17 protein-coding genes are annotated in these 18,047 nt (G+C 70.0%); 9 read left to right on the top strand and 8 right to left on the bottom strand.

All coding sequences use genetic code 11. The features are described 5' to 3' along the window. Positions 1-82 precede the first annotated feature (82 nt). Positions 83-1,894: a sigma-70 family RNA polymerase sigma factor gene (locus AW274_RS10470; RefSeq protein ID WP_062430847.1), complete on the top strand. Its 1,812-nt coding sequence runs from the start codon at positions 83-85 to the stop codon at positions 1,892-1,894. Here the strand turns inward: AW274_RS10470 and AW274_RS10465 are convergent. Further along, positions 1,891-3,498, bottom strand: coding sequence for a TROVE domain-containing protein (locus AW274_RS10465; RefSeq protein ID WP_062430846.1), 1,608 nt, complete (start codon positions 3,496-3,498; stop codon positions 1,891-1,893). The two genes, AW274_RS10470 and AW274_RS10465, sit on opposite strands and share 4 nt — an antisense overlap. A 467-nt stretch (positions 3,499-3,965) precedes the next feature. On the opposite strand from AW274_RS10465, the gene AW274_RS10460 reads away from it, so the two are divergent. Continuing rightward, positions 3,966-4,733, top strand: a complete 768-nt coding sequence (locus tag AW274_RS10460; RefSeq protein ID WP_062430845.1) for a putative protein N(5)-glutamine methyltransferase — start codon at positions 3,966-3,968, stop codon at positions 4,731-4,733. 41 nt (positions 4,734-4,774) lie between these two features. Then, on the top strand, positions 4,775-5,134 hold the full coding sequence (locus tag AW274_RS10455) for a PASTA domain-containing protein (protein ID WP_062430844.1): 360 nt from the start codon (positions 4,775-4,777) through the stop codon (positions 5,132-5,134). Here the strand turns inward: AW274_RS10455 and AW274_RS10450 are convergent. The 3 genes from AW274_RS10450 to AW274_RS10440 are packed head-to-tail and all read right to left on the bottom strand — an operon-like array spanning position 5,131 to position 7,164. Then, positions 5,131-5,754, bottom strand: a complete 624-nt coding sequence (locus tag AW274_RS10450) for a class I SAM-dependent methyltransferase (protein ID WP_062430843.1) — start codon at positions 5,752-5,754, stop codon at positions 5,131-5,133. The two genes, AW274_RS10455 and AW274_RS10450, sit on opposite strands and share 4 nt — an antisense overlap. A 52-nt stretch (positions 5,755-5,806) precedes the next feature. Further along, a complete protein-coding gene (locus AW274_RS10445; protein WP_062430842.1) occupies positions 5,807-6,196 on the bottom strand; it encodes a DUF8820 family protein in 390 nt (129 codons plus the stop codon). Beyond that, a complete protein-coding gene (locus tag AW274_RS10440; protein ID WP_062430841.1) occupies positions 6,193-7,164 on the bottom strand; it encodes a DUF6745 domain-containing protein in 972 nt (323 codons plus the stop codon). Before AW274_RS10440 ends, AW274_RS10445 begins: the two co-directional genes overlap by 4 nt. Before the next feature lie 58 nt (positions 7,165-7,222). Here AW274_RS10440 and AW274_RS10435 point away from each other — a divergent pair, with 58 nt between their 5' ends. Continuing rightward, on the top strand, positions 7,223-7,651 hold the full coding sequence (locus tag AW274_RS10435) for a hypothetical protein (protein WP_062430840.1): 429 nt from the start codon (positions 7,223-7,225) through the stop codon (positions 7,649-7,651). Here the strand turns inward: AW274_RS10435 and AW274_RS40165 are convergent. After that, positions 7,636-7,842: a hypothetical protein gene (locus AW274_RS40165; RefSeq protein ID WP_157519992.1), complete on the bottom strand. Its 207-nt coding sequence runs from the start codon at positions 7,840-7,842 to the stop codon at positions 7,636-7,638. The genes AW274_RS10435 and AW274_RS40165 overlap by 16 nt on opposite strands. A gap of 309 nt (positions 7,843-8,151) precedes the next feature. Between AW274_RS40165 and AW274_RS40160 the strand changes: the two genes are divergently transcribed. From AW274_RS40160 to AW274_RS10425, 3 genes are all read left to right on the top strand, one after another. After that, complete coding sequence (locus tag AW274_RS40160) at positions 8,152-8,322, top strand: helix-turn-helix domain-containing protein (RefSeq protein ID WP_157519990.1); 171 nt, start codon at positions 8,152-8,154, stop codon at positions 8,320-8,322. Positions 8,323-8,501: 179 nt separating this feature from the next. Continuing rightward, the gene (locus tag AW274_RS10430; RefSeq protein ID WP_062430839.1) at positions 8,502-12,851 is read left to right on the top strand and encodes a galactose-binding domain-containing protein; all 4,350 of its coding nucleotides are present in this window, start codon (positions 8,502-8,504) and stop codon (positions 12,849-12,851) included. A 56-nt stretch (positions 12,852-12,907) separates the two neighbouring features. After that, a complete protein-coding gene (locus AW274_RS10425; RefSeq protein WP_083973976.1) occupies positions 12,908-13,966 on the top strand; it encodes a threonine synthase in 1,059 nt (352 codons plus the stop codon). 3 nt (positions 13,967-13,969) lie between these two features. Here the strand turns inward: AW274_RS10425 and AW274_RS10420 are convergent, their stop codons facing one another. After that, entirely contained in the window at positions 13,970-14,416 is a 447-nt protein-coding gene (locus AW274_RS10420) for an ester cyclase (RefSeq protein WP_062430837.1), read from the bottom strand. A 116-nt stretch (positions 14,417-14,532) separates the two neighbouring features. Next, positions 14,533-15,084 (bottom strand): TetR-like C-terminal domain-containing protein, encoded by a 552-nt coding sequence (locus tag AW274_RS10415; protein ID WP_062430836.1) that lies wholly within the window; start codon positions 15,082-15,084, stop codon positions 14,533-14,535. Between the two features lie 60 nt (positions 15,085-15,144). Between AW274_RS10415 and AW274_RS10410 the strand changes: the two genes are divergently transcribed. Further along, on the top strand, positions 15,145-16,098 hold the full coding sequence (locus tag AW274_RS10410; protein WP_062430835.1) for an NAD-dependent epimerase/dehydratase family protein: 954 nt from the start codon (positions 15,145-15,147) through the stop codon (positions 16,096-16,098). A 43-nt stretch (positions 16,099-16,141) separates the two neighbouring features. Here AW274_RS10410 and AW274_RS40155 read toward each other — a convergent pair whose 3' ends face one another. Then, complete coding sequence (locus AW274_RS40155) at positions 16,142-16,312, bottom strand: hypothetical protein (RefSeq protein ID WP_157519988.1); 171 nt, start codon at positions 16,310-16,312, stop codon at positions 16,142-16,144. A 204-nt stretch (positions 16,313-16,516) separates the two neighbouring features. Between AW274_RS40155 and AW274_RS10405 the strand changes: the two genes are divergently transcribed. Continuing rightward, positions 16,517-18,043, top strand: coding sequence for a glycosyl hydrolase family 18 protein (locus tag AW274_RS10405; RefSeq protein WP_157519986.1), 1,527 nt, complete (start codon positions 16,517-16,519; stop codon positions 18,041-18,043). Positions 18,044-18,047: the final 4 nt, after the last annotated feature.

The raw sequence follows: 18,047 nt of genomic DNA, 5'->3' as shown, positions 1-18,047 counted from the left end.
CACCGAAAAGGTCAGTAGATTTCTGTAACCCCAGCCACAGACGAGGGGTCTCCGAAGCACGGCCCTCAGAAGGGGATGCAGCATGCCAGCGAGGAGCGGACCCGACACGGCGATGGTCGCGGCGGCACGCGACGGGGATCAGGCTGCCCTCGACCGCCTGGTCGCCGACTCCCTGCCGCTCGTCTACAACATCGTCGGACGGGCGCTGAACGGGCACAACGACACCGACGACGTCGTCCAGGAGACCCTGATCCGGATGGTCCGCGGGCTGCCGGGGCTGCGGGATCTCGACGCCTACCGCTCGTGGCTGGTGGCGATCGCGGTCCGGCAGGTACGCGACCACGAAGCCGAGAAGCGCACCGCCCACCACCGCCGGACCGACCTCGACACGGCGACCGAGGTGGCCGACCCCGCCTCCGACTTCGCCGGGCTGACCATCCTCCAGCTGGGGCTGACCGACCAGCGGCGCGAGGTCGCCGAGGCGACCCGCTGGCTCGACCCCGACGACCGGGCGCTGTTGTCGCTCTGGTGGCTAGAGGAGACCGGGGAACTCGGGCGCGCCGACCTCGCCTCGTCGCTCGGGTTGTCGGCCAAGCACGCGGCCGTGCGGGTGCAGCGCATGAAGGAGCAGATCCAGATCGCGCAGTCGGTCGTGCGCTGCCTGAACGCGCAGGCCCAGTGCCCCGAGCTCCGGGGCATGTTCCTCGGCTGGGACGGGGTGCCGTCGCCGCTGTGGCGCAAACGGTTCGCCCGGCACATCAGGGGGTGTACGTTCTGCGGCCGCCGCACCCAGGGCATGGTGCCCCTGGAGCGGCTGCTGCTCGGGCTGCCCCTGGTGGCGGTGCCGGCCGGGTTCCTGCTCAGCAAGCTCGTACCGGTGACGATCAAGACGACCGCCGTGGCGGCCAAGAACCTCTGGATCCCGCTCACGGCCGCCGGCGCCGCGGCGGTGACGGCGGGGGTGTTCGTCCTGCAGCCCTGGACGAGCCCCGCGCCGCCCAAACCCGTCGCCGTGCCCCCGCCCGTGGTGGTCGCCGAGAGCCCGACGCCGTCGAAGACGCCCGTGCGCAAGCCGAGCCCGAGCCCGAAACCGTCGAAGAAGCCCTCGCCGAAGCCGTCGAAGTCGCCCGAGGCGCCGCCTCCGCCGCCCGCCGCCCCGGCGGTGAAGAAGGGCGTCGGGGTGTGGCCGATGAACGGGGTCAGCAACTCGCTGGCCAAGTCGGGGGCGCGCTGGTACTACACCTGGGCGACCCACCAGAACGGCGTACAGACCCCCAGGAACGTCGAGTTCGTGCCGATGATCTGGGGCGCCGACAGCGTCACGCCGAAGGCGCTGGCGGAGGCCAAGAAGGCGGGTCCGTACCTGCTGAGCTTCAACGAGCCCGACCTGGCCCAGCAGTCGAACATGACGGTCGAACGCGCCCTGGAGTTGTGGCCGCAGCTGGAGAAGGCCGGGAAGATCCTCGGCTCCCCCGGCGTGGCCTTCGGCGGCGACACCCCGGGCGGCTGGCTCGACCGTTTCATGAAGGGCGCCAAGGCGAACGGCTACCGCGTCGACTTCGTCACGCTGCACTGGTACGGCGGCGACTTCCGCGCCTCGGCCGCGACGCAGCAGCTCAAGAGCTATCTCCAGAACGTCTACCAGCGGTACAAGAAGCCGATCTGGCTGACCGAGTACGCCCTGATCGACTTCTCCGACGGCGCCCAGTACGCCTCCGACGAAGAGCAGGCCGCCTTCCTGGCCGCCTCGTCGAAGATGCTCGCGTCACTGCCCTACGTGCACCGGTACGCGTGGTTCGGCCTCCCCGCCAAGGAGGCCGAACCGAACAGCGGGCTGTTCACCGAGGACGGCGTCGCGACCCGGGCCGGCAAGGCGTTCCAGCGGGCCCGTTAGCGGACGAAACCGTTCACGATCATCGGCAGCGACGCGTCGAGGCCGACGACGTTGAGCGAGTTCGGGTCGGTGTGGTCGGCGATCGAGTAGCCGGCCGCCGTCATCGCCGCGACGACGAGCCGCGTCTGCGGGTTGACCGTCTTGCGGTAGCGGTCGAACTGGTCCGCGGGCTCGCCCCGGCCCGCCCACGTCTCGTTGTCGGTGAAGACGACGACGCCGTCGACGTTCATCCGCTCCCGGAGCAGGTGCCGGAACGGCATCGACAGGTCGGTGCCGCCGCCCGACGCCCGCCACGTGGCGATGTCGCGCAGGTTGGTGCGCGCGCTCACCTTCGAGCGGTGCACCGCGGTGTCGACCTCGATGGCGTGCACGTTGCCCTTCTCGATGCGCGCCAGCATGACGGCCATGGCCGAGCCGACCTCGTACGGCGTGCCGATGGGCGAGCCGCCGACCACGCACCGCGCGTACGTCATCGAGCCCGACGAGTCGACCGCGAGCAGCAGCTTCTTGCCAGTCGGCTTGACGACGCCGAAGGACTTCTCGTACGCCTCCTCCAGCGCGTCGAGGATCGCCGGGACCGGCGTCCACGTCGTGCCGCCCCGACCCTGGCCCGAGGCGTAGACGCGCATCGCGAGCCACACGTCGAGCGGGTGGACACGCGCCTTGCGGAGCTGGTGGAAGGCGGTGAGCCGGGCGGCCGCGCGCCGGGTGGCGTCGCCGAGCGGCACGAGCGTGCCGATGCGGGTCATCCGGGCGAGGTTGCGCAGCAGCGCGGTCAGGCCGATCGTGTCGACGAGGTGGTCCCAGACCTTCGGCTCGGTCAGCATCGCGTCGGGCAGGAACTCCCACGGCACGTCGAGCCGGGTCGCCTCCTCGACCGTGGTGACGGCCTTGGCGGTGAGGAACCGGTCGACCGAGGGCAGCACCGCGCGGGCGGCGTCGTCGCCGACGTTGCCGGCGATCCAGCCGAACAGCACCTTGCGCTGCTCGCTGTCGCCCGCCGGGTGGGCCATCCGCAGCACGTCGCGCAGCGCGAACGACTCGCCCGAGGGCGTCTTGCGCTGACCCGCCTTGCAGACCTTGAACGCCACGTCGTCGGGCTCGCCCTGCAGGAACCACGAGCCGAGGGCGGTCCGCAGCGAGCGGCCCATCACGGGGCTGGTGCCCCGCGAGGTCCGCTTGCCGCCGAGGTTCTTGTAGTAGCCGAAGAAGGTCGCGAGGTGGTCGGTGGTGCGGGCGACCTTCGGCAGCGCCGACTTGGCGGCCCGGCGGGTCGCCTCGTCGCCGCGCGCGTAGGCGGCCGCGAGCGCGAAGAGGGCGGGCTGGTTCTTGGGCGCGCGGGGCGGCCGGGAGGTGGAGATCTCGGTGAGCATCTCGACCACCCGCGGGCCGTCGGTGTGCAGCGCCTTGTAGAGGACGCCGACGTTGATCTCGGTCAGCTTGCCGCCGTCGACGTAGTAGGTGCCCCCGGTCGTGCCGAGGATGAGGAAGTCCTCGACCCGCTGCCACAGGTCCTTCTCGAAGACGACGCCGCCGGCGGCGTTCTCCACCTTCTTCGCGCCGATCTCGGAAACGTCGGCGAGGGGGTCACGAATGTCGTTCACGGCGATTCCTCCGTTATCAAGAGTGGACGGATATGCAATGCCGACCGATGTCGCGGTGCTCTGCCATTTGAACTAGAGCTCGATTCACCGAGCCCGCGGGATTCGAACCCGCAACCGCCGCGTTGGGATAACCGAACGACTTCGACCCGTCCAGTGCCGGTGCGAGAATGGCGCGGATATGGTGTGACGACCGGTGTAAGTGCTCTAACCGCTGAGCTACCGGGGCAGGTGGCACCCCGGGCGGGATTCGAACCCGCGACCTCTCGATCCGGAGTCGATAACCGATTGTCTTCGACCCGCGCCATCCGCGAACCGACGTTAAAGACGGTACAGATCACCGTTCAATTCGCCCACCCGTTTTCGGCGCCTTGTCGGGCGTGCGGTAGGGTGATGGCGTTTCGTAGTGAGCTTCGACTTGAGGAGGTGAGACCCATTCCCGCCCAGTTCCGCCCAGGAAGGCAGGTCTCGTGTCCCTCTCCTCAGTCGTCTCCGAACTCCGCTCCGCCGGATGCGTCTTCGCCGAAGACGAAGCACGGCTGATCGTCTCCACCGCCGGCTCCCCCGACGAACTGCGCCGCATGATCGGCCAGCGGGTGGCGGGTCTCCCCCTCGAACAGGTGCTGGGCTGGGCCCGGTTCCGTGATCTCCGTGTCGCCGTCGACCCTGGGGTCTTCGTGCCCCGGCGGCGTACCGAGTTCCTGGCCGGTGAGGCCATCGCGCGGGCCCGGCCGGGCTCGGTCGTGGTCGATCTCTGCTGCGGGACGGGGGCCGTGGGGGCCGCCGTCGCCGCCGAGGTGCCCGGCGTGATCCTGCACGTCTCCGACATCGACCCGGCGGCCGTCGCATGCGCCCGGCGCAACGTGCCCCAGGCGCTGATCCACCAGGGCGACCTCTACCAGGCGCTGCCGCTGCTCCTCCGGGGGCGCATCGACGTGCTGGTGGCGAACGCCCCCTACGTGCCGACCGACGAGGTCGACTACCTGCCGCCCGAGGCGCGGCTGCACGAGCCCTTGGTCGCCCTCGACGGGGGCGAAGACGGGCTGGCGCTGATCAGGAGGGTGTTCCGGCTGGCGCCCGAGTGGCTGGCGCCGGGAGGCTGCGTCCTCGTCGAGACCTCGGAGGAGCAGGCGGCCGGCGCCTGCGCGGCGGTGCTGAAAGCCGGGTTGGAGCCCCTCATCACCTCTTCCGCCGACCTTGACGCGACTGTCATCGTCGGGCAAATGCCGATTCGGTAACAGGTATTTCGGCCCGTGCCCAACAACGTCAGATTGTCTGCATGAACGACACCGCCCCGCCGCTCCGCGAGCGCGACCGCTCATCCGTGATCATGGCCGTGGTGCTCGCGACCCTCATCCTGGGCGGCGGGTGCGGTGTGCTGATCGGTTCCGTCGACGGCTACTACGCCAGCCGGGCCGACGCCCGGGAACAGCTGGTCAAGAAGGGCGGCACGCTGCCCGACGTGACCGGACTGAGGTGGCCGGAGGCCGTCGCCAAGCTCCAGGAGTCGGGCTACTGGCTGCTCGACCGGAGCGAGGTGACCTTCGACGACGAGTCGCGGTTCGTCACCCGGCAGGACCCGTCGGCGGGCAGCGAGGTGCCCTTCTCGTCGAGGATCACCCTGCACACCGACAATTAACCGAGCACCGCTTGGCCGGCCCTGACCAGTTGCCAGGCCTGCGGCACCTTCTCCGACTCGCGCGGCTCCCTGATCCCCTGGGCGACCGGCGCGAACCCGGCCTCGGCGAGCAGCCCCGCGATCACGGCCGGGTCGAGGCGGCGGAAGTCGATGTCCCGGACCCGCAGGATCTCGTCACCGGCCTGAAAGGCGACCATGAGCAGGCCGCCGGGCGCCAGCACCCGCCGGAACTCGGCGAGCACCCCGGGCAGGAACTCGGCCGGGATGTGGATGATCGAATACCAGGCGACCAGGCCGCTCAGCGACGCGTCGGGCAGGTCGAGGGAGCGCATGTCGCCCTCGGTGAAGACGAGGTCGGGGAAGGTCGCCCGCGCGTGGGCGAGCATGCCGGGCGACAGGTCGACGCCCGAGACGTCGAGGCCGCGCCGGTGCAGCCACGAGGTCACCCGCCCCGGCCCGCATCCGACCTCCAGCACACGGCCGGGCGGGACGAGGTCGGCGAACAACCCCAGCGCCGATCGGTCGAACGGGTTGGTCTCCAGGTCGTCCATGAACAGGTCGACGTATTCGGCGACGAGGGCGTCGTATCCGGCGCGGGTCTCGGTGAGGAAGTCGGGCACACCGGCACCCTAAGGGCGGACCGGCCACTTGAGGGCGGCCCGCCCCGGGTGGTCAGTCGAAGACCGGCGACCAGTCCGTCTCCCGCCATTCGCGCTGGCGGTGGGTCACGTAGTGGCCCGGCGCGAACCCCGTCGCCCCGTGCTCGGGATGCAGTAGATAGACGGGAGCGGTGGCGGCGAACGCCGGGCCGTCGGGACCGTCGGTCCAGCGGCAGGTGCCCGGGTCGGCCACCAGCACGTGCGGGTGGACGCCGTCGAGCAGGACCAGCCCCTCCGGCGGCACCGGCCGCCAGTCGGAGGCCCCCAGCAACACGGCCGGCATGACCAGGAGGTCTCCCTGGGCCTGGATTCCGTCGAGGACCGGGATGGTCAGGCTCCGGTCGAGGTGGTCGTCGAAGGTTCGTCCGGTACGCGCGGACAGGGCGTCGAGTGTGATCATCATGTCCTCCTCACGAGCTGCTTGTAGAGCGGGGCGGTGATTCCGTAGGTCCAGGCGGCGGCCTCGACCGGGTCGGCGCTGTCGTCGGGGACGACCAGCCCGTAGCGGCGGCGGGTGCCGTCGCGTTCGACGGTCCCGTTGACGACCACCAGGACCCGGTGGTCGCGGGTGTCGTAGAGGCGCAGCTCGGCGTCGTTGCCCGGGTCGGGGGCGGCGCCGATGAGCCGCGCGGCGGTCTGGTCGAGATACTCGGGCCAGCCCATGTGCTGGATCGCGGCGAGCCGGATCTCCGGCTCGGGTTCGGCCGCGATCCGGTCGGCCGCCGGACGCTCGATCACCCAGGGCGGCACGGCCGTGCCGCGCCAGGCGTAGGCGCCGGAGCCGTCGCGGTAGACGACGGCCGGTCCGTCCTCCCGGTGGACGACCACCTGGCCGTCCGCCGGTCCCGGCTGGGTGTGGACGACCCGCGGCCGGTCCACCACCACGCACACGTCGCGGTAGGGCACCCACCAGCCGCCCGCGCGGGCGGCCCGTTCCCACAGGTCGATGCCCTCGACCCCGGGCACCCAGGGCAGGCAGTCGAATTCGGCCAGCCAGGACACGTCGTGGACGTCTCGCCACTCGGGGTCGTGGTCGTACACGACCAGCCTGAAAGGCAGCCGGCTACCGGCCAGCGGCCAGCGGACGAGCCGGAGGACCTGCTCCCTCCGCTTCCAGGTCACCGCCAGACCGGCGCGGAGGTCGCGCGTCATGCTCCGGCGCCGGGCGTCGAACAGGCGCGTCAGCGCCCCGGGAGGGAACTCGGGAGGCGAGGAGACCCAGTGGAAACCGGGCGGGGGAAGCCCGTTCAGCCGGTAGAGGCCGGCGATGGCCGCTTCGGCTTCGGGACGGTCGGCGGGCTCGGTCGACAGGGCGACCCTGAGCCATTCTTCGCGGATGGAGGCGGCGTCTCGCCGCGTCGGGACACTCACCAGATGAAGGTGGTGTCGTCCTTTCCAACGATCATGTTCCCGATCATAACCTGATCGAATGCGCTCGAACTTAACGATTTACCTCATCCTCGGGCTCGTCGTCGTCGCCGGGGTCATCTCGTTCGGCACGCTGACGTCGCAGACGATGACGTCGTTCGGGGTCGGCTCGGGTGTGGTGACCTCGATGAGCGCCCTCATCTCCTCCCTGGCGGCGGGCATCTCCGCCATCGCGGCCTGGCGGACCAGCCTGCGCCCGCCCGCCGAGGACGACGAGGCCGTCGTGCGGCTTCTCGACATCGCCGAACGGTCCGACGGCGAGATCCGCACACTCGCGCTAGCCGAACTGAACCGGGCGATCCCGCCGCTGCTGCGCAAGCGCCTGGCCGGCCGCGACCGGGCCCCCGTGGTCGCCATGCTCGACACGCTGCTCACGCAGGAGGACGTACCGCGCCTGCGGCTCTTCCTGGCGATCTACGGCATCGCCTGACGAACCACTCGGCCACGACCAGGTTCGGTGCCCAGCAGAGGAACGGCACCAGGATGTACGCCGCCTCGAACGACCCCAGCGCGGACGTCGCCCGCCAGCCCCGACTCGCCTGTCCTGATGGGCGCGAAGGCCATGACGGCGACCGCGACGGCCGCCGCCGTCAGCAGGAACCAGTACGCGGTCGTCTTCACGGAGGAGAGACGAAGGACGAGTCGGAGGAGGCGGTCTCCCTCTGCGGAGGGAGGTGCGGCGGCGACGGTCCTCGGAGAATGAATCCGGAAATGTCGCCACATGCCGACGGCGCGCGGGCACCCGGCGGGGCTGCCCGGCGCCCGCGCGCCGTCACCAGAGGGGCGTCCTCGACGCGACCGACGCGAGGCGACGTGCTGCCGGCGGCCCCGGCCACGCGATGGGCATCCTCGCGGCCCGGCCCGCCTCGGTGGAGCACGGCCTGACCGAGCGGGAGGCCGAGGTGCTCACCGCACTCGCCCACGGCCGCCGTGAACGGCTCGGTGGAGCACGGCCTGACCGAGCAGGAGGCCGAGGTGCTCACCGCGCTCGCCGTGGACGTCTCGGTGGAGACCGTCAAGACCCATATCACCAAGCTGGGCGGGCGCGGCCGGACCCAGGCGGTCGGGTGGGCCTACCGCAGCGGCTTCAGCCGCAGGTGACCGGAACATTGACGGCCCCGTAGCACATATGTAACATTCGACCAGCACTACGCAAGAATCTTGCAATTTGTCGTCTAATTTCTTTCTGTTTCTCGCAACTCTTCAGGGACTGCACTGCGTCCGTGCGCCCGCCCCCATCCGTGTCTCCACCTGTCGACCCTGACGAGAGAAGAACGCGAATGAGAAAGCTGCACGGACCTTTGAGGCTGGTGGCGACCGTCGTCGCCGCCGGCCTTGTCGCGTCTGGGCTCCTCGCCCCGCCCGCGTCCGCCGCCGGCGGACCCAACCTGTCTCTGGGCAAGGCCACCGCGGTCTCCAGCTCCACCGCAGGTCAGGCCGCCTCCAACCTCAACGACGGCAACCAGTCGAGCTACTGGGAGAGCGTCAACAACAGCTTCCCGCAGTGGGCCCGCATCGACCTCGGCAGTGCCACCGCCGTGGACCAGATCGTGCTCAAGGTGCCCGGCGCCTCCGCCTGGCAGACCCGCACCCAGACGCTGACCGTCCAGGGCAGTTCTGACGGCAACTCCTTCTCCACCGTCGTGGCCTCGGCGAACTACACGTTCAACCCGGCCACGGGGAACGCCGTCACGATCAACTTCGGCTCGGCGACGCACCGCTACTGGCGGGTCAACGTCACCGCCAACACCGGCTGGCCGGCCGCCCAGATCTCGGAGTTCGAGATCTATGCCACCGACGGCGGCGGCAACACCGGCGGCAATCTTGCTTCCGGCCGTACGATGACCGGCAGCTCGGTGTCGCAGAATTACGTCGCCTCGAACGCGAACGACAACAACCAGGCCACCTACTGGGAGAGCAACAACAACGTCTTCCCCGAGTGGCTCCAGGTCGACCTGGGCGCGTCCACCTCGGTCAACCGGGTGGTGCTGAAGCTGCCCGCCTCCGGCTGGGCGACGCGGATGCAGACCCTGGCCGTCCAGGGCAGCACGAACGGCTCCAGCTTCTCCGACATCGTCGGGTCGGCGGGCTACACGTTCAACCCGGCCAGCGGGAACACGGTGACGATCAACTTCACCGCGACCTCGACCCGGTACGTGCGCCTGAACATCACCGCCAACACCGGCTGGGCCGCCGGGCAGATCTCCGAGTTCGAGGTCTACGGGCCCACCACCCCCGGTGACACCCAGGCGCCGTCCACCCCGGGCACCTTGAGCTTCACCGAGCCGGCGAGCAACCAGATCAGGCTCGCCTGGGGCGCCTCGACCGACAACGTCGCGGTGACCGGCTACGAGGTCTTCCGTGGCGGCTCGCTCGTCACGACGGTCGCGGGCAACGTGCTGACGTACACCGACACCCAGCCCTCGACGGCCACGGTGACCTATCACGTGCGCGCCCGGGACGCCGCCGGCAACACCTCGGGCAACAGCAACTCGGTGACCCGCCAGGGGCAGTCGGGCGGCGACACGCAGGCGCCCTCCGCGCCGGGCACCCTCAGCTACACCGAGCCCGCGTCGGGCCAGATCCGCCTGGCGTGGGGCGCGGCGACCGACAACGTCGGCGTGATCGGCTACGAGATCCTCCGCGACGGCAACTACATCGCGCAGGTCGGCACCGGTTCGCTCGTCTACACCGACAACCAGTCAGCGACCGTCACGGTGTCCTACCAGGTCAGGGCCAAGGACGCGGCCGGCAACCTCGGCCCGCTGAGCAACACGGTGACCCGGACCGGCTCCAACCCGCCCACGGGCACCAACCTGGCCCAGGGCAAGGAGATCACCGAGTCGGGCCACGTGCACTCGTTCGTGGCGGCCAACGCCAACGACAACAACCTCGACACCTACTGGGAGGGCGCGTCCGGCGTCTGGCCCAGCGTGCTGACGGTGAAGCTCGGGTCGAACGCGAACATCACCTCGGTGGTGCTGAAGCTGAACCCGTCGTCGGCGTGGGGCTCGCGTACCCAGAACATCCAGGTGTTCGGCCGTGACCAGGCCGCGACGACCTACACCAGCCTGGTCGGCGCGACCGGCTACACCTTCAACCCGGCCGCGCAGAACACGGTGACCATCCCGGTCACCGCGTCCACGGCCGACGTGCAGCTCCGGATCACCAGCAACACCGGCGCACCGGCGGGCCAGATCGCCGAGTTCCAGGTGTTCGGCACCCCGGCGCCCAATCCCGACCTCCAGGTCACCGCGCTGAGCTGGTCGCCCACCTCGCCCAACGAGACGCAGGCGATCACGGTCACCGGCACGGTGCGCAACAACGGCACCTCGGCCTCCCCGGCCGACAGCGTGAACGTCACCGTCGGCGGCACCCTCGTCGGCACGGTGAGCATCCCGGCCCTGGCGGCCGGCGCCCAGGCCACGTTCACCCAGAACGTCGGCGCCCGCCCGCAGGGCACCTACGCGGTCGCCGCGACGGTCGACCCCGACGGCACCGTGTTCGAGCAGAACGAGGCCAACAACACCTTCACCGCGCCGACCCAGCTCACGGTCGCCCAGGCCCCCGGCCCCGACCTGCAGGTCACCGGCGTGACGTCCAACCCGGCGAACCCGGCCGTCGGCCAGGCCGTCAGCTTCACCGTCTCGGTCAACAACCGGGGCATCGACGCGGCCGGCGCGAGCACCACCCGCGTCACGGTCGGCTCGACCACCCTGAACGGCGCCACCGGCACGATCGCGGCGGGGGCCACGGCCACCGTCTCGATCAGCGGGACGTGGACGGCCACCAGCGGCGGCGCGACCATCACCGCCACGGCCGACGCCACCGGCGCGGTCTCCGAGACCAACGAGTCGAACAACACCTTCACGCAGGCCATCGTGGTCGGGCGCGGCGCCGCGGTGCCGTACACCGAGTACGAGGCCGAGGCCGCTCAGCACAACGGGACGGTCCTGACCGCCGACGCGCTGCGCACCTTCGGGCACACGAACTTCGCCTCGGAGTCGAGCGGCCGCAGCTCGGTACGCCTGAACAGCACCGGCCAGTACGTCGAGTTCACCTCGACCGTGCCGTCGAACTCGATCGTCATCCGCAACTCCATCCCCGACGCGGCGGGCGGCGGCGGCCAGGACAAGACGATCAGCCTCTACATCAACGGCACGTTCAACCGCAAGATCACGCTGAGCTCGAAGCACTCGTGGTTGTACGGCTCCACCGACGACCCCGAGGGCCTCGGGCAGACCCCCGGCGGCGACGCCCGCCGCCTGTTCGACGAGTCGAACGCCCTGCTCAGCCAGAGCTACCCGGTCGGCACCAAGTTCCGCCTCCAGCGGGACGCCAGTGACGACGCCGCGTTCTACATCATCGACCTGATCGACCTGGAGCAGGTCGCCGCCCCGCTGAGCCAGCCCTCGGGCTGCACCAGCATCACCCAGTACGGCGCGGTCCCGAACGACGGCCAGGACGACACCCAGGCCATCCAGCGCGCGGTGACCGACGACCAGAACGGCGTCATCAGCTGCGTGTGGATCCCGGCGGGCCAGTGGCGGCAGGAGCAGAAGATCCTGACCGACGACCCGCTGAACCGCGGCACCCACAACCAGGTCGGCATCAGCAACGTGACGATCCGCGGCGCCGGCATGTGGCACTCGCAGCTCTACACGACCGTCGAGCCGCACCTCGTCCAGGGCGGCATCAACCACCCGCACGAGGGCAACTTCGGCTTCGACATCGACAACAACACCCAGATCTCGGACATCGCGATCTTCGGTTCGGGCCGCATCCGCGGCGGACCCGGCGGCGCCGAGGGCGGCGTGGGCCTCAACGGCCGGTTCGGCGTGGGCACCAAGATCACCAACGTCTGGATCGAGCACGCCAACGTGGGCGTCTGGGCCGGTCGCGACTACTCGAACATCCCCGAGCTCTGGGGCCCCGGCAACGGCGTCGAGTTCAGCGGCATGCGCATCCGCAACACCTACGCCGACGGCATCAACTTCGCCAACGGCACCCGCAACTCCAAGGTGTTCAACAGCTCGTTCCGGACCACCGGTGACGACGCGCTGGCCGTGTGGGCGTCCAAGTACGTCAAGGACGTCTCGGTCGACATCGGCTCCAACAACCAGTTCATCAACAACACGATCCAGCTGCCCTGGCGCGCCAACGGCATCGCCGTCTACGGCGGCTTCGGCAACAAGATCGAGAACAACCTGATCTACGACACCGCGAACTACCCCGGCATCATGCTGGCGACCGACCACGACCCGATCCCCTTCAGCGGGACGACGCTGATCGCCAACAACGGCCTCTACCGGACCGGCGGGGCGTTCTGGAACGAAGACCAGGAGTTCGGCGCGATCACCCTGTTCGCCCAGTCGACCGGCATCCCGGGCGTGACCATCCGGGACACCGACATCGTCGACTCGACCTACGACGGCATCCAGTTCAAGACGGGCGGCGGCGAGGTCACCGCCCAGATCACCAACGTGAAGATCGACAAGTCGAACAACGGCGCGGGCATCCTGGCGATGTCCGGGGCCCGCGGCACGGCGACCCTCACGAACGTGACCATCACCAACTCGGCCGACGGCGACATCGTCCGCCAGCCGGGCACGCAGTTCATCATCAACTGACCTTCCTCTGAACGGAACCAGCCGTGGGCCCGGGGGGCTCACGGCTGGTTTCCGTTATGTACGTTGATGCGATGGACCTGCGCTGCTCCTCCTGCGACGTGGCCGCCGACCCCCTCGCCTGGGCCTGCCCCTCCTGCGGAGGCCCGCTCGACGTGCCCTCGATCCCGCTCGCCGGGTCGCCCGCCGGAGAGGGGGTGTGGCGCTACCGCGACTGGTTGCCGGCCGTCGACGGCGTCTCGCTCGGCGAGCCGACGACCCCGCTGGTGCGCATGCCCTGGGACGGGCTCGACCTGACCCTCAAACTGGAGGGCGCGTTGCCGACGGGCTCCTTCAAGGACCGCGGCACCGCCGTGCTGGTGTCCTGGCTGGCGGCCCACGGCGCGTCGTCGGTCGTGATCGACTCCTCGGGGAACGCGGGGGCGGCGCTGGCGGCGTACAGTGCGCGAGCCGGGTTGACGTGCCACGTCTACGCGCCCGCCTCGGCCTCACCCGGGAAGCTGCGGCAGATCGCCGCCTACGGGGCCGAACTGCACGCCGTTCCCGGCACCCGCCAGGCGGTGGCCGACGCGGCCGTCGAACACGCCCGCGCCACCGGAGACGTCTACGCCTCGCACGCCTGGCACGCCATGTTCATCGCCGGGACCAGGACCTTCGCGTTCGAGGCATGGGAACAGATGGGGGTGCCCGACGCGGTCGTGCTGCCGGTCGGAGCGGGCACGCTGATGCTCGGCCTCGCCCACGGCTTCGCCGACCTGCGGGCGGCGGGCCTGACCGACCGGGTGCCGGAGATCTACGCGATCCAGTCGACGGCCTGCGCGCCGCTGGTGACCGACGGGCCCGAGCCGGTCGAGGTCGTCGTGGGAGACACGGCGGCCGAGGGCGTCAAGATCGCCCACCCACCCCGGGGCCGGGCCATCATCGCGCACGCGACCGACGTCCTGGCCGTCGACGACGCGGCCCTGTGGACGGCCCACGAACGCTTCCGCCGCGCGGGCGTCTACACCGAACCGACGTCGGCGCTCGCCCCGGCCGGACTGACGCGACTGACCGGCCGCCTGACGGGTAAGGCCGTGCTGATGCCGATCACGGCGACCGGTCTCAAGTCGCCGGCCTGAGGGTCAGGCGACGGCCGACTCGTCCACCGCCAGGTGCAGGCCGAGCTGGGAGAAGAGTTCCAGCTGGTCGAAGTACTCGCGGTGGGTGGCGATCTTCCCGTCGTCGTCGACGAACGAGGCGCAGGTGCCGCGCAGGGTGATGCGGCGGCCGGTCGCTTCCAGGTCGCGGCCGTCGGGCAGCAGGAAGGGGCCGGTGTGGGTGCCGGTGGCCGTCCACTCGACGATCAGGGGGTTGTCGGTGTCGATCGCCTCGTACCAGACCGTGAGGCGCAGGTCTGGGAACCCTCTGAAGAACTGCTCGAAGAGCCAGACGATCTGGTCGCGTCCCTCCGCCAGTCCCGCCGGCGAGACGTAGGCGGCGTCTTCGGTGAAGAGATCGAGCATGCGCGCGATGTCATGGTCGTTGATCGCGTCGGCGAGCGCACGCTTGACTTTCCACTTGTCGACCATGGACGTTCCCCTCCTTGGTCACGACATCAACACACAAGTCACATTACCTACGGGTAGGCAGACCACGTCCCACGTGGCCGTCGGGGGGACCCCACGGAATGCCCGCCAAGGCAAACTCAGACCTTTCTGGTCAGCAGCGGCAGCACCACCTCGTCGACGAGCCGCTCGGCCAGGCCCGGAGTGTCGCCGAGCCACAACGCCTCCGCCACCAGCGGGCCGATGAGCAGCCGGTCGACCATGGCCAGGACCGGGTTGGCGGGGTCGATCTCGCCCGCCGCGACGTGCCGCTCCAGGGCCCGGCGCAACACCGCGAGCTCCGGTTCGATCATCAGCTCGTGGAAGGCGGCCCGCAGTTCCTCGTCGACCAGAACCGCCTGGGCCAGGCCGGTCAGCGGGCGGGGCACGGTCCCCCGGCCGGTCGCCTCCAGCAGGTCTCCGCGCAGGCTCCCGGTGTCGATCTCCTCGGGGCGGGCGGGCTTGCTGACCTTCACGGCGGTGATGACCATCTTCGCCTTGCCGCCCCACCGCCGGTAGAGCGTCGCGGTGCTCGCGCGGGCGGCTCTGGCGATGTCGTCGATGGTCACCTCGTCGTAGCCCTTCTCGCGGACGAGGGCCAGGGCGATGCCGAGCAGTTCGCGTTCGCGCTCCTCGGTGAGGCGGCTGCGCATGAGGGCTCCTTATCGAAAACGCGTTGTCGACTGTCCGTTTTCTATCGTATCGTCACAGGTATGGAAACAGTTCTGATCACCGGCGGGACCGGCTTCCTCGCCACCCGCGTCATCGCCGCCGCCCAAGAGGCCGGATACGACGTGCGGACCACCGTCCGCCACACCCCCGTCGACGGCGTGCCCTCGTTCGTCGCCGACCTGACGTCCGACGAAGGGTGGGACGAGGCCGTGGCGGGCTGCGACTACGTCCTGCACGTCGCCTCCCCCCTGCCGGCCGCCCAGCCCGACCACGAGGACGAGGTGATCATCCCAGCCCGTGACGGCACCCTGCGCGTCCTGCGCGCGGCGCGCGACGCGGGGGTCCGCCGGACGGTCGTGACCTCGTCGTTCGCCGCCATCGGCTACGGTCACCCGGAGACCGGCCGGCCCTTCACCGAGGACGTCTGGACCCGCCCCGACGCCGACATCGCGGCCTACCCGAAGTCGAAGGTGATCGCCGAACGCGCGGCCTGGGACTTCGACCGGGGAGCCATGGAACTCGCCGTCGTCAACCCGACCGGCATCTTCGGCCCGGTCACCGGACCGCGCTACGCCAGCTCGATCAGGATCCTGGCCGGGCTGCTCGACGGCAGCATGCCGGCCATCCCGAACATGTGGTTCGGCATGGTGGACGTCCGCGACGCCGCCGACCTCCACCTGCGCGCGATGACCTCGCCGAAGGCGGCGGGCGAGCGTTTCCTCGGCTCGTCGGGCGACGCGGTGTCGATGGCGTACATCGCCCAGGTCCTGCGTGAGCGCCTGGGCGCGACGACCCCGACCGAGCTCCTCCCGGACGACGTGGTCAGGAAGCTGGCCGAGACCGACGACCGCATGGCCGAACTGGCCAAGAACGTCGGCCGCATCCGGCACCTGTCGAACACGAAGGCCCGGTCAGTGCTCGGCTGGAACCCGCGCCCGGTCGAGGACGTCATCGCCGACACGGGCCGCAGCCTCATCGAAGGCGGCTACGTCTGACCCGGACTGTGCGTGAAGTGACCGTGCGACCGGTCGTGCCGCATCACCGAGACGGCCTCCCCGCCGTCGCCGTCACCTCGTTCAGCTCGCCGTCGAACGCGAACCACCAGCCGCCCACCTGCAGGGCCACCACCCGGTCACCGGCGGCCGCGACCACGACGAGGTCGCGCTTGTACAGGTCAGGGCCGCCACGTCGGTCTCGTGTACGTCCCATCCGCGCACCCAGGTGACGGTGAAGATCGGGCGGGTGCTGTGATCATGGCGGGCAGTCTGGCAGCCGGGTCCGACAAATCACCCTATGGACGTATCACGATCATCGTCAGATAATTCGACTGCTGTTGCTCGCGAGCCCCAGTCACCGTGGCCCGCATCCCACCCCCGGTGATCTGCGCTGCCCGGGCGACAGAAGGGTTTCCTCGTGAAACGTGCTGTGTTCTTGGCGTTGGCCCTGGTGGCCGCGCTGTTCATCCCCTCGCAGGCCAACGCGGCCAACCTGCTCGCCAACCCCGGGCTCGAATCGGGTTCGCTCTCTCCCTGGACGTGTACGGGTGGCCTCGGGTCGGCGGCGACCTCCCCTGTTCGTACCGGAACCAGAGCTCTCGCGGGTGCGGCCAGCGCGTCGGACAACGCCCGGTGCAGCCAGAACGTGTCGGTGCGCCCGAACACGGCCTACGTGCTGACGGCGTGGGTCCGGGGCAACTACGTCTACCTGGGCGTGCAGGGCGGCAGCTCGGTCTGGACGTCGTCGGCCGACTGGAAGCTCTTGACCCTGAACTTCACCACGGCGTCCGGGCAGACCACGGCACAGGTCTACCTGCACGGCTGGTACGGCCAGGGCACCTACTACGCCGACGACATCAGCTTCGACGGTCCGGGCGGCAGCAACCCCAGCCCATCACCGTCGCCCAGCCCGTCTCCGTCGCCATCACCGTCGCCGTCGCCTTCAGCCAGTCCTTCGCCCACCCCGACGGTCACCCCCACCAACGGCCCGACCTGCGCGGTCAAGAGCAAGCCCTCCGGAAAGGTGCTCCAGGGCTACTGGGAGAACTGGGACGGCGCGGTCAACGGCGTGCACCCGCCGCTCGGCTGGATCCCGATCACCGACTCACGGATCAAACAGCACGGCTACAACGTCATCAACGCCGCCTTCCCGGTGATCCGCTCTGACGGGACGGTCCTGTGGGAGGACGGCATGGACGCGACCGTGAAGGTCGCCACCCCGGCCGAGATGTGCGCCGCCAAGGCGGCGGGCGCGACGATCCTGATGTCGATCGGCGGGGCCACGGCGGGCATCGACCTGTCGTCGGCCACGGTGGCCGACCGGTTCGTCGCGACGATCGTGCCGATCCTCAAGCGGTACAACTTCGACGGCATCGACATCGACATCGAGACCGGCCTGACCGGCAGCGGCAACATCAACCAGCTCTCGACCTCGCAGGCCAACCTGATCAGGATCATCGACGGCGTGCTCGCGCAGATGCCGTCGAACTTCGGCCTGACCATGGCCCCGGAGACCGCCTACGTCACCGGCGGCAGCGTGGTCTACGGCTCGATCTGGGGCGCGTACCTGCCGATCATCAAGAAGTACGCCGACAACGGCCGCCTGTGGTGGCTGAACCAGCAGTACTACAACGGGTCGATGTACGGCTGCTCCGGCGACTCCTACTCGGCCGGGACCGTCCAGGGCTTCGTCGCCCAGACGACCTGCCTCAACAACGGCCTGGTGATCCAGGGCGTGACGATCCGGGTGCCGTATGACAAGCAGGTCCCCGGCCTGCCGGCCCAGGTCGGCGCGGGCGGCGGCCACATGTCGACGTCGCTGGTGTCGCAGGCGTGGAACAGCTTCAACGGCCAGCTCAAGGGCCTGATGACCTGGTCGATCAACTGGGACGGCTCCCGCAACTGGACCTTCGGCGACAACGTGAAGGCGCTGCAGGGCCGTTAGGGGG

Origin of the sequence: Herbidospora daliensis (assembly GCF_001570585.1) — a bacterium.
Lineage (GTDB): Bacteria > Actinomycetota > Actinomycetes > Streptosporangiales > Streptosporangiaceae > Herbidospora > Herbidospora daliensis.
This window is presented reverse-complemented; position numbering and strand designations above follow the sequence as displayed.

Coding starts and splice junctions, on each gene's coding strand:
- AW274_RS10470 (WP_062430847.1), top strand. CDS start 83: ATGCCAGCGAGGAGCGGACCCGACACGGCGATGGTCGCGGCGGCACGC.
- AW274_RS10455 (WP_062430844.1), top strand. CDS start 4,775: ATGAACGACACCGCCCCGCCGCTCCGCGAGCGCGACCGCTCATCCGTG.
- AW274_RS10445 (WP_062430842.1), bottom strand. CDS start 6,196: ATGATGATCACACTCGACGCCCTGTCCGCGCGTACCGGACGAACCTTC.
- AW274_RS10435 (WP_062430840.1), top strand. CDS start 7,223: ATGCGCTCGAACTTAACGATTTACCTCATCCTCGGGCTCGTCGTCGTC.
- AW274_RS10430 (WP_062430839.1), top strand. CDS start 8,502: ATGAGAAAGCTGCACGGACCTTTGAGGCTGGTGGCGACCGTCGTCGCC.
- AW274_RS10425 (WP_083973976.1), top strand. CDS start 12,908: ATGTACGTTGATGCGATGGACCTGCGCTGCTCCTCCTGCGACGTGGCC.
- AW274_RS10420 (WP_062430837.1), bottom strand. CDS start 14,416: ATGGTCGACAAGTGGAAAGTCAAGCGTGCGCTCGCCGACGCGATCAAC.
- AW274_RS10415 (WP_062430836.1), bottom strand. CDS start 15,084: ATGCGCAGCCGCCTCACCGAGGAGCGCGAACGCGAACTGCTCGGCATC.
- AW274_RS10410 (WP_062430835.1), top strand. CDS start 15,145: ATGGAAACAGTTCTGATCACCGGCGGGACCGGCTTCCTCGCCACCCGC.
- AW274_RS40155 (WP_157519988.1), bottom strand. CDS start 16,312: ATGGGACGTACACGAGACCGACGTGGCGGCCCTGACCTGTACAAGCGC.